The following is a 12,063-nucleotide window of genomic DNA, read 5'->3' on the forward strand; positions in this document are numbered from 1 at the left end:
AATATTTTTGCAATATTCTAATCTAGTCTCTTCCATTAATTGTAATTAATGCTATGGTTTTAATAACTTAATGGTAGTCATAGCAAGTATTTTCACACCATTTTGCAAAGCATCTAAGTTAAAATTCATATGAGGATGGTGCAGTCCAGGTTGTAAATCGGTTCCAAGTCCAATCATTGTAGCTTTAATATGAGGAAAATACTTTTTATAAAAATGGAAATCTTCCCCTCCAGGAGTAATGACTGGAGCAGCGATTGCGTCATTCCCTAGAGCTTCAATAATAGCTTCTCCCACTAGTTCCTCAAGTTGTGAACTAGGTTCCGCAGCAATCATCGATGCTAGTGTCTCTATTTCAACTATTGCCCCATTGGCTGAGCCCGAAGAAAGAACCGCATTTTCTACCTTTTTAAGTAAATCTTCCATAACATAGTTCTGTTGTGCACGGACATCAATACCAAATTCAGCATAATCGGGAATGATATTAATATTGTTTCCACCTGCCTGAACCATGGTTATTTTGGCAGATGAGGAGAATGTCGGATCTGTTTTAACTGAGTTAACAGCCTGAATGATGGCTCCAAGTGAATCAACAACATTTATTCCTAGATTTGGTCGTGAACCATGAGCTTGAATTCCACGGATCTTCCCTTTTAATAATGTTGTCGCGCCATGATAGATGGCAGGAGATGCTTGACCAAATTTTAATTCTTGAATGGGACGTACATGTATCCCCAGTAAACAATCCACATCATCCATAATGCCTCTATCTATTAGAGCCTTAGCCCCTAAACCGGATTCCTCAGCTGGCTGAAAAATAATTTTAATAAGACCCCTTGGTTGAAAACCTAATTTCTTTAGACAAAAAATAGTATGAAGAACCATCGTCATATGAGCATCATGACCACAGGAATGATTGGCTTTCCATTCTCCGTCGACCAGCTGCCATAACGCATCCATGTCTGCTCTAATTCCAATGGTTGGACCAAGTTTTTCATTTCCCCAATATCCAACAACTCCGGTATGCTCCTCAAACCTCTCAAAAGGTATTTTCAAATATTCGAATTGCTTACATAAGTAATCCGTTGTCTCTTTTTCTTTCCAACTAATTTCTGCATTAGAATGAAAATGATGATATGTTGATTTTATTAACTCTTTATTCTCATCAACCCAATTATTGATTTGTTCAATCATATAGGGGCTCCATGGATTTATTTTCAACAACATAAAAATGGATGTTGGCTAAATTTTTTTTTAACATTCCAGTTACTACAAAACCTTTTGAGAAAGCATCATTTACTGCATCTCTCAGCTTATACCTCCAAGCCCTCGCAGCTTCAAAATCCTCTTGTTTCAAAATCTGAAAATTAGCTGGAACAGGTATTAAATATCCCTCTTCATTCTTAATCGATTCTCTCTCATCGGGATATGGGATATTCTTACTATCACTATATGACAAAAGAGACTTATAGTGATTAACCAATGTATCCTTTTTGAGTACACCAGTAAGTGCATTCGTTACTCGGTTCGAACAAATATCCCATTCTACTAAAAAACGATCAGATGGTAGACCTTTATTCAGTTTATCGCTCATTTCACCATAATAAGAAGGAAAGTACGTTTGAGAATATGCTCCTAGCTTATTAAGATTAAAGTATGCATTTTTGGCTTCTAAAGGATCAAAAGTCCATACAATTTTTTGATAGCCGTAATCCACTGCCCACTCCCTCTGCTTAAGTTTTAGCTGTAAGCCTATCCCATAATTACGGTACTTACTATGGACGCCAGTCATATGAGAAATTAAATATTTTTTCCCATTCTTAAAGCCGGAAAAACCGTATGAAAACCCAATTAACTCACCTTCTTTAAACGCTCCAACGATGTTTCCCCCATTGTGAGTTGCAGCAACAAGCTGCGGAAGAGGCGTTACTACATCTTTATCCCAGATATCCTCTTGAAAACTAACTACATCTTGTATTTCCTTTAAACTTATAATACTTTTATAGATGATTGGCTGTGTGAAAACCATTGGTAAATCCCTCCAGACATCATAAATAAAATCAACTTGAAAATCATTTAGTAGAACTTTATTTTATCTTTAATAAACTCTTTCTGATTCACTGTAAGTTGATTAATAAATTCCTGATTAACCTCAAAACCAATGCCAGGTTGTTCTGGAACAATAATAGTGCCAGCCTTTGAAAGCTTTACTTCCGGTAAAATGATATCTTTATCAAAATAACGACTAGAAGCAGATGTATCACCCGGAATACTAAAGTTACTTAATGAAGCGATTGCAATGTTATGAGCCCTACCTATGCCAGCTTCAAGCATTCCACCACACCATACTGGGATATTTTTTTCCTCACATAGATTATGCATTCGAATTGCTTCGAATAGCCCTCCTACACGACCAACCTTAATATTAATAATTTTACATGCATTAATTTCAATTGCTTTCCTTGCATCTTCTAATGAATGAATACTTTCATCTAGACAGATAGGTGTTGTTAATAAGTTTTGTAATTTTGCGTGATCTATAATGTCGTCATGAGCTAACGGCTGTTCAACCATCATTAAATTAAACTGATCTAATTCTTTTAATAGTTGTGAATCATTCAAACTGTAGCAAGAATTAGCATCCGCCATTAGTGGAATTTGTTCTCCAAACTTTTTCCGAATAGCCTCTAAAGGTTTAATGTCCCAGCCAGGTTTTATTTTCACTTTAATCTTTTTGTAGCCATCCTCTAAAAAGCCTGCCACCTTGTTTAATAGAGTTTCTATGTTATTTTCAATTCCAATGCTTACGCCCACTTCAATCTCTGATCGTTTACCTCCTAGTGTAGTAGACAGCGCTTGCCCATTTTGCTTGCTATATAAATCCCAAATTGCCATTTCAAGTGCTGCCTTTGCCATGTTATTTCTACGTATATAGGAAAACAATTCTGAGAAATCTTTGGGCTCTTTAATTTCATTTTCTAATAGCTTTGGAATCAAGTAAGTTTCAAGCATGTGCCATACTGTACCTGTAGTCTCTTCATTGTATATAGGAAAAGGCATCGCGACACTTTCAGCAAAGCCAACTTTATCTCCACTATGAACCTTAACGATGATAATATCCTTTTCAGTCACTTTACCGAAGCTAGTTTCAAACGAAGATTTTAAGGGTAATTTAATTCTTTGTAACGAAATTTTATTTATATCCATTTGGTAATACCTTCCTTTTTATATAAAATTACTTTTAGTCTCTTACTTCCATTCTTTCTGGTTCAAACATGTGACAAGCTACAAAATGTCCCGGTTTAACTTCTATGTTTCTAGGTTTTTTTGTCCTACAAACCTCCATACATGCGAAGCACCGCGGATGGAAAGTACAACCAAGAGGGGGATTTATCGGATTTGGAACATCACCAGTTAAAATGATCCGGTCTTTTTTTTCACTTTCAGGATTTGGGACTGGAACAGAAGACATAAGGGATTTTGTATATGGGTGAAGCGGTTCAGCAAACAATTGGTTTTTATCGGAAAACTCTACCATTCTCCCTAGATACATGACCCCAATTCTGTCACTAATGTGTTTTACAACACTTAAATCATGAGCAATAAAAATATAAGTTAGTCCTAATTCTTTTTGGAGGCTTTGAAAAAGGTTTAGTATTTGTGCCTGTACAGATACATCTAAGGCAGAAACTGGCTCATCTGCTACGATAAGTGAGGGTCCAACCGCGATTGCTCGGGCGATACCAATTCTTTGTCTCTGCCCCCCACTAAATTCATGAGGATAACGATCTGCATGAAAAGCACCTAACCCCACCATTTGCAAAATCTCTATTACTTTCTGTCTTCTTTCTTTTTTAGTCGCTCCTATCCCATGTGTTAATAGTGCTTCTTCTAAAATAGAAGATATTCGTAAACGAGGATTTAAAGAAGCAAATGGATCTTGGAAAACAATTTGCATTTGTTTCCTGAGCTTTCTCAATTCCTGCTTGTTCAAGCTTAGAACATCTTTGCCTTCAAATAGGATGTTACCACTTGTTGGTTCAATTAATTTTAAAATACTTCTTCCAGTTGTAGACTTGCCACAGCCGCTTTCTCCAACAATTCCTAATGTTTCTCCTTTAAATAGCTTGAAAGTAACGCCATCAACAGCTTTAACATAGTCTTTATTTTTTGAAAAAAAACTTTTATTTATTGGAAAATAGGTTTTTAGATTTTGAACTTCTAGCAATACTTCACTCATGCGAATGCCTCCTCCTTACTATATAGCCAACATCTAACGGAGTGTTCGTTATTCGTTTTTATGAGAGGTGGGTTGCTTTCAAAACATTTTAAATGAGCTTTGGTGCACCGAGAAAAGAAAGGACATCCTTTCGTTACTTCCCCGATATTAGGTACATTGCCTTCGATTGGTTGCAGCTTATCCTGTTCATCTTCAAGACTAGGAATAGAATTTAATAGACCAATAGTATAAGGATGTTGTGGATTTTTATAGATCGTTTTCACATGGGCTTCTTCAACAATTTGTCCATAATACATGACCATAACCCGATCAGCCATTTCTGCTACAACACCTAAATCATGCGTGATTAATAATATGGCTGTATCGTAGTTAGTTTTGAGATCATTCATTAAATCTAAAATCTGGGCTTGTATAGTTACATCTAATGCTGTTGTCGGCTCATCAGCAATTAATAGGCTAGGATTACACGCCATCGCCATTGCAATCATGATCCTTTGTCTCATTCCGCCAGAAAGTTGATGGGGATATTCGTTAACAATTTTTTCTGGACGCGGAATTCCAACCTTTTTTAATATATCTACCGTTTGCTTTTTCAACTCATTTCCTGAGGCATCTGTATGAAGCTTAAGAACCTCACTAATTTGCCTGCCAATTCTATGAACAGGGTTTAAGGATGTCATAGGCTCCTGGAAGATCATTGAAACGTCTTTCCCTCGAATCGAACGCATTTTCTTTTCAGATATTTGATTAAAATCCATATTTTTAAAAAGAATTTTCCCTTCAATTTCACCAACACCATTTGCTATTAATCTCATAATGGAAAGGGACGTAACACTTTTTCCACATCCAGATTCTCCTACCAAAGCAAGTGTTTCACCTTTATTAATAGTAAAGTTAACCTGACTCACTGCATTTACAAAATCTTTCTTCCCCGTTTTAAATTTAATAGAAAGGTCTTCCACTCTCAGAAGCGCTTCATCTTTTATTCCCATATTTTTCACTCCCAAGCAGTTATTTTTGCCTTGGATCTAGTGCGTCACGCAATCCATCACCTAGCAGATTAAAACCAAGGACGACTAACATAATGGCCATACCCGGGAAAAGGGACATCCACCAAGCCTGCCCTAAAAAGGCTTTCCCGACGTAAGCCATCGAACCCCATTCAGGAGTTGGAGGCTGAGCACCGAGCCCCAAGAAACTTAACGCTGCAGCTACTAGAATACTAGTTCCAAATTGTAAGCTGGATAAAACAATGACGGGTGATAAGACGTTTGGAAATACGTGCTTTACAATGATTTTAAAATCTGAAACGCCAAGGGCCTTAACTGCCTCTATATATTCTTTTTCTCTTATTGATAAAACTGATCCTCGAACCACCCTTACATATGAAGGTATTGCCGAAATTGCGACTGCGATCATCGCGTTCGTTAATCCGACCCCAAGTACAGCAATAATAGCGATGGCAAGAAGGAGTGAAGGAAAAGCCAGTAAAATATCCATAACCTGCATAATATAAATATCAAATTTACGATAATAGCCTGCTATCACTCCTAAAATGACACCGATAACACCTGCGATTAGCACTGCAACAAGCCCCATCATTAAGGAAACCCGACCACCATATACTATTCTTGAAAAAATATCTCTCCCAAAATCATCTGTCCCTAAAAAATATTGTCCTCCTGGAGGTAAAAACCTTTGTTCGAAATTCATTACGTCAACTGGATGTGGAGCTATCCAAGGAGCAAGTAAGGAAATTGATACGAAGAACAATAAGATAAGGGCCCCACTAACAGCACTTTTGTTAGTTATTATTCTTTTCCCCACGATCGACCAGTATGTTTTAGACTTTGCTTCAGAATCTTTATTGTGAGGAGGATTGAATTTAGTTTCTGAATCTGTAAGTTTAGGAGCTGAACTACTCAAAATACTTGCCTCCCTTTCTAATACTTAATACGAGGATCTATTAGACTGTAAACGAGATCCACGATCATATTAGTTATAATAAAAAGAAATGCCATAAATAGAACTAACCCTTGTACTGTTGGCAAATCCCTTTTAGTAATGGCTTCAATAGAAAAACTCCCTAACCCTGGTAGTGCAAATACCGTTTCTATGACTACTGCACCTGCTAATAGAAAACCAAACTGTAGACCAATTAAAGTAATAACTGGGATCATCGCATTTTGGAGGGCATGCTTAAAAATCATAGGAATCATGGCAAGCCCTTTAGCTTGAGCCGTTCTCATAAAATCTTGTTTAATAACTTCAAGCATGCTAGACCTCGTCATTCTTGCTATATTGCCAGCTGAGCCTAAACCCAGTGTTATAGATGGCAAAATTAACGAGTAAAACCCTTGATATCCAGAGATAGGGAAAACATTGAATTGGTAGGAAAACATCCAAATTAAGAATAGTGCTATCCAAAAACCTGGTGCAGATATTCCTATTAAGGAAATCACCATAGCTAGTTGGTCAAAGATTGTGTTTTGTTTCACTGCTGCTAAAATACCCATTAAAATTCCAATGACGGATCCTATGATTAAACTATACAGTGCTAGTTGTACTGTAATTGGAAAGCGAGCCATAATCTCTTCACCCACTGTTAAGCCTGTAATATAGGAAGTCCCTAAGTTCCCTTGCAACACATTTTTAATGTAATCAATGTATTGAATAAAAAGCGGTTGGTCTAAACCTAAAGTCTTTTTCATTTCAACTATGGCCTCTTCTGAAGCAAAGTCTCCTAGAATATAAGTTACGGGATCACCCGGAATGAGATGCATCATCAAAAAGACTAAAATCGATACACCAATTAGAGTAATAACCATTGAAAGAGTTCGATTCAAAATATATTTAGACAAGTTTTAATCCCCCCCTTTTAATAAGGCAGTTAGCGATGAGCGGTCCCTAACTTTACAGGTTAATTTTTATTTCGAAGTGATATCATTGAAAATAATTGATTGTGAGTAAGGATTTTGTTTAAATCCATTAATGTCACGGTAAGCGGTTACATTTTCACGTACAAATAACGGAACCCAAGGAGACTCCTCCACAAGGAATTGCTGTGCTTCCTCATAAATTTTCATCCGCTCTTCCATATCCATCGTTTGACGTGCTTTAGTGAGTAAATTGTGTAATTCCTCAGGTTCGTAATGCATTCTTAATGAACTTCCTTTTCCAAAAAGCATATATAAGATATCTGGATCTGACCATCCGTACGTATTTAAAATGGCATCATGTAATCCCTTTGGTGTGTTTGCACTAATAGATGCTGGCTCTTGAACAGAAATATTAACTACAATACCAATCTCTTTTAATTGGCCTTGAAGAATTTGAACAATTCTTTGCATAACTGGTTCATCAGATAACCATATTTCAAATGAGAAAGGCTTTCCGTCCTTCTCTACAATGCCATCCCCATTTGTATCCTTCCACCCAGCTTCTTCGAGTAACGATTTAGCCTTTTTCACATTTTGCGTGTATTTTTGTGCTGCCTCTCCTTCAACTTTCTCACTATAACCAGGGATGCTTTGAGGCAGTGGACCAAAGAGGGGTTTTGCATAACCTTCCAAAGCAAATTCTACAAGTGGATCCCGATTGATACCAAGTGCGATAGCTTGCCTAACACGTTTGTCTTGGAACATTGGTTTTTTATTATTGAAGCCTAAGTAAGTTATGCCTTGTTCGAACATACGATCAATTTTCACACCTTCTGTTGCTTCAAGGTCTTTAATATAATTCGGTGGCACATTGGTCATAATTTGCGTGGTACCTTTCTTAAATTCTAGTACCCTCGTATCGTCATCCGTAATGAAACGGAACTCATATTGATCAAAACCAGGTGCGCCCTTATTGTCTACAAAAGGTGGACCCCAATTATAACCCTCATTTTTCATATAAGTAATAGAAGATCCACGTACTCTTTCCTCAAATTTAAATATTCCTGAAGCTGAAGGTTTTTTTCCAAAATCCTCACCGTACTCATCAAGTGCCTTAGGATCCATCGGTGCTAAATAGGCGGTAGTTAATCCACTGGCAAAAGGTGCAAAAGGCTCTGTGAAATAAACCATTAATTTTTGTCCATCAGCTTCCATTTTGTCCACTGGTCCAGCTAAAAACTTGACGGCAGAATACTCTAGGAACCTTTCAAATGACTTTTTAACCGCTTCAGCAGTAAGTGGTTCCCCAGAATGAAACCTGACATTTTCATCTAAATAAAAAGTCCAAATTTTACCGTCATCTGAAATGTCATATTTTTCAGCAAGACCAGGTATGATATTTCCCTCAAGATCTCTTTTTAACAATGTGTCATAAATATTAGCAGTTGAATTATCAACCCAAGTTGTGTTATGGACATCAATTGTATCCGGCTCACGAACAGAAGAGATGACTAATGTATTCTTTGATTTGCTATCACCATTTCCAGAACTTTGTTCATTTGAATCTGGGGTACAGCCTGCTAAAATAACCATGATCATTACCATAACGATTAATTTAATTCCGCTGGTTTTCTTTTTCACCTTCATCCTCCCCTTTACTTAACTTTATCTTTCTGTAAAAATTCAACATCTTTTTTAAAAGGGTAAACTTCTTTTGCAAGTCTTGTATGTTCAAAAGAAAACAGATTGAAACTTGATAAACCAGGTGAGTCAACCGTAATGATTGTATGGGCTAAGGGTTCAAATCCGGCACGGAAATGCTGACTTGATTTTAAAGCAACAATTTTGTAGGACTTAATATCAATCCCGTGTAATAAAAAGATTTGTTCATCCAGTGTTTGGGACCTTTTAGAACAAACAACAATATCAATGTCACCAACTACTAACCTCGCAGACTTACCATAATCTACTTTTGCACCTTTTCCCATCAGAGAAGACTGGATAAATCGGCCATCTGCTAGAGTTTTAACATAAGCAGTTACCTTGAGCGGTTTTCCATGTAAATCATCTGTTTTGCCGCCAAGTAATACATCTATTGAAGCTCCTACCCCACTGTTATGAGCAATATTCACTACTTCAGGGTCATAAATAAAACTGAAACAAGCATTTTTAAGATCTGCGTTTATCATGGCTGAAAGTAAATGAGTACCATCACCTGGCGTACCCCCTCCAGGATTGTCTGAAGTTTCGTTAATGACAATTGGCTTTCCTTCTATTTTTAGTGCTCTTTTAATTCCTTCATCTGGATTAATAATGTCTGGAAAGAACATCTCTTTTGTATTCCAAATCTCCAAAGCGATTTCTTCTGCAGTTTGATCTGCAAGCTTCTGGTCATTATTAGTGACGGTCACCACCGAAACTCCAACTTCAGGTATATTCGTGTAAGGAAAGCCATGAAAGAATGTGCAATCAATAATTTTTTCATTTACTTCATGTGCCCAGCACAGTTCATTGATATTTTTTGCTGGTGGTAAATTTGTAGTAGATGTAGGAATCATAAGTGGGAGTTTTTTTAGGCTCATTTTTGGTTGAAGCTCACCTGAAAGAATTTTTCGGGTAATATCGATTGCCTCGATTCCTCTTTCAAAACAATCAACATGTGGGTAAAAATTAACGCCCAATAGGACATCTGCTTCTTGAACCATCTGATCCGTTATATTTCCGTGTAGGTCTAGCGTGACGACAACAGGAATTTTATACCCGACAACTTCTCTAATAGCCGATAATATACCGCCTTCAAGATCATCAACGTCTTCCGCGACACCAGCACCATGAAGTGCAAGACAAATGGCATCATACTCTTTCACAGCTTTAATTGAATTCGTTAACTCCTGAAGAAGCACGTTGTAGGTTTCTTTTGTTATAACTCCAGAAGGCATGGCAAATGCTGAAAATAAAGGAATTATTTCTACTCCTGTTTCTTCAGCTCGCTCCATCATTCCACCTAAGTAATCTCTTACTTTACGATGTTTCTGTAAGATCTCGTCGCCATGAATCCATTCCCATTCCTTAAACGATTCAACAGTTGTTTTCTCATTAGCAAACGTGTTTGTCTCATGTGCAATTTCGCCTATCAAGATTTTCATTATTTTACCCACCCTTTTTTGAAGTATTTACTTTAAAATAAAACAAAAATAAAGTAAATGTTTTATTTTTTAATCATATTGATTTTGGGCAAAGTTGTCAATACAGTTATTTATTTTTTCTAAAATTTCAGAATTTATTTTTTATTGATACATGTACCTGTTCAGCCAGCGCTATCATCAAAACAGGACAACAATCTACCGACTCTTGTCCCGATAAATCTAAAAAAGCAACTGGACATAGCGATCGCCATGTTCAGTTGCAAAAAAATTGCTTATTTGTATAGAAAAGGCCCAGCACTTTTTTATCGAGAAACTATGTCTGGTCCATCAATTTTGTTTTCTAGCGCCAACTTCAAACCTTTTTGATAATATTGATTCATGATATCTTCAGGAACCATACTCCCCCCAGTTCCCCAAATAATATGTGTACTGTTACTCATTACTTGTTCTGTTAAATGAAGCTTGCTTAAATAATCAGCGCCCTCTTTAAATAATTTTATTGGTCCTAACATACCAGCTAGTGCTGATGGTTCTAAATGAATATCTTCATTATCGACAAGCTCCTTAAGTAACTTATACAATTGTTCATCGCTGACAGTAAAATTACCACTTAAAAAAGGTTCTATTGTCTTACCAACAAATCCAGAGGGTCTTCCTACAGCAAGTCCATCTGCCTCTGTTACATTATCAATACCAATATCTTGCACAGAAACCTGATCATGCAGTCCTGTCATTAAACCTAGTAGCATACTTGGAGAGTGAGTAGGTTCAGCAAAGAAACAGTGAACATTATCTTCAAATAATAACTTCAAGCCAAAAGCAATCCCTCCTGGACCGCCACCTACGCCGCAGGGAAGGTAAACCATTAAAGGATGGTGTTTATCTATAGTGATATTCAAATCATCTAATTGTTTTTTTAAGCGTGACGCAGCTACTGCATATCCTAAAAATAAATCATGTGAATTTTCATCATCCACAAAATAACATGTTGGGTCCTTTTCTGCTTGAATTCGACCTTCTTCCACTGCTTTACTATAATCAGCTTCATATTCAATAACAGTGACATGACTATTTCTTAGCAAGTCCTTTTTCCATTGCTTGGCATCTGCTGACATGTGAACACTCACATTAAAACCTAATTTTGAGCTTATAATACCGATACTCAGCCCTAGATTTCCAGTTGAGCCTACTGCAATAGAATATTGTGAGAAGAAAGTTCGGAACTTCTCACTAGCCAAAATTGAATAATCATCATCGACCGTTAATAAATTATGCTGAATAGCCAAATCCTCTGCATGTTTGAGAATTTCATAAATTCCCCCTCTAGCTTTTATAGATCCAGATATAGGAAGATGACTATCGCATTTCAGTAATAAATCACCTAAAATCGGCTGCTGGAAAGTATTCTGTAATGATTGCTTCATGGCAGGAACATCCACTAGAGGAGATTCAATAATTCCCGCTGTTCCTTCTGTTTCAGGGAAAACCTTCGCGATATATGGTGCGAAGCGTACCAACCTTTTCTCCGCATCCTTAACATCCGCTTCGTTCAGAGAGGATTTTTCAATTCCTGATTGGAATATCTCCATATTCGGATTTATCCAAAATACTTCCTCCATTAATGTAAGCTTGTCGAATAAAGGATATTGTTCCTTCCATATTTGCAAATCTTTTTTCATCATCTAGCTGATCCTCCCATTTTTCTTGTAGTAGGTCATGCAATAAAATATAATTAAATAATATTTAATAAAGTTTAACACACTTGTTGTTTCTATTAAATATAATTTAATAAGATTAAATC

The 12,063-nt window shown here is 36.7% G+C and carries 10 protein-coding genes; all 10 read right to left on the reverse strand.

All coding sequences use genetic code 11. The features are described from left to right. Positions 1-51: 51 nt before the first annotated feature. The gene (locus tag MKY88_RS14815) at positions 52-1,191 is read right to left on the reverse strand and encodes a M20 peptidase aminoacylase family protein (RefSeq protein WP_340814035.1); all 1,140 of its coding nucleotides are present in this window, start codon (positions 1,189-1,191) and stop codon (positions 52-54) included. Then, positions 1,184-2,026 (reverse strand): GNAT family N-acetyltransferase, encoded by an 843-nt coding sequence (locus tag MKY88_RS14820; RefSeq protein ID WP_328200411.1) that lies wholly within the window; start codon positions 2,024-2,026, stop codon positions 1,184-1,186. Before MKY88_RS14820 ends, MKY88_RS14815 begins: the two co-directional genes overlap by 8 nt. Before the next feature lie 47 nt (positions 2,027-2,073). Beyond that, the gene (gene menC / locus MKY88_RS14825; protein ID WP_340814037.1) at positions 2,074-3,204 is read right to left on the reverse strand and encodes an o-succinylbenzoate synthase; all 1,131 of its coding nucleotides are present in this window, start codon (positions 3,202-3,204) and stop codon (positions 2,074-2,076) included. A gap of 34 nt (positions 3,205-3,238) precedes the next feature. Then, a complete protein-coding gene (locus MKY88_RS14830) occupies positions 3,239-4,237 on the reverse strand; it encodes an ABC transporter ATP-binding protein (protein WP_328200409.1) in 999 nt (332 codons plus the stop codon). Beyond that, complete coding sequence (locus MKY88_RS14835; RefSeq protein WP_069481884.1) at positions 4,234-5,229, reverse strand: ABC transporter ATP-binding protein; 996 nt, start codon at positions 5,227-5,229, stop codon at positions 4,234-4,236. The genes MKY88_RS14830 and MKY88_RS14835 overlap by 4 nt, the downstream gene beginning before the upstream one ends. A 19-nt stretch (positions 5,230-5,248) precedes the next feature. Then, positions 5,249-6,163: an ABC transporter permease gene (locus MKY88_RS14840; protein ID WP_193832499.1), complete on the reverse strand. Its 915-nt coding sequence runs from the start codon at positions 6,161-6,163 to the stop codon at positions 5,249-5,251. Between the two features lie 17 nt (positions 6,164-6,180). Continuing rightward, complete coding sequence (locus tag MKY88_RS14845; RefSeq protein WP_193832500.1) at positions 6,181-7,098, reverse strand: ABC transporter permease; 918 nt, start codon at positions 7,096-7,098, stop codon at positions 6,181-6,183. Between the two features lie 66 nt (positions 7,099-7,164). Continuing rightward, positions 7,165-8,763: an ABC transporter substrate-binding protein gene (locus tag MKY88_RS14850; protein WP_340814038.1), complete on the reverse strand. Its 1,599-nt coding sequence runs from the start codon at positions 8,761-8,763 to the stop codon at positions 7,165-7,167. An 8-nt stretch (positions 8,764-8,771) separates the two neighbouring features. Further along, on the reverse strand, positions 8,772-10,262 hold the full coding sequence (locus MKY88_RS14855; RefSeq protein ID WP_328200393.1) for a M81 family metallopeptidase: 1,491 nt from the start codon (positions 10,260-10,262) through the stop codon (positions 8,772-8,774). A gap of 302 nt (positions 10,263-10,564) precedes the next feature. Further along, positions 10,565-11,944 carry a D-serine ammonia-lyase gene (locus tag MKY88_RS14860; protein WP_419182556.1) on the reverse strand — a complete coding sequence of 460 codons (1,380 nt, stop codon included), beginning with the start codon at positions 11,942-11,944 and terminating at the stop codon, positions 10,565-10,567. Positions 11,945-12,063 lie beyond the last annotated feature (119 nt).

The organism is Lysinibacillus sp. FSL R7-0073 (assembly GCF_038009065.1).
Lineage (GTDB): Bacteria > Bacillota > Bacilli > Bacillales_A > Planococcaceae > Lysinibacillus > Lysinibacillus fusiformis.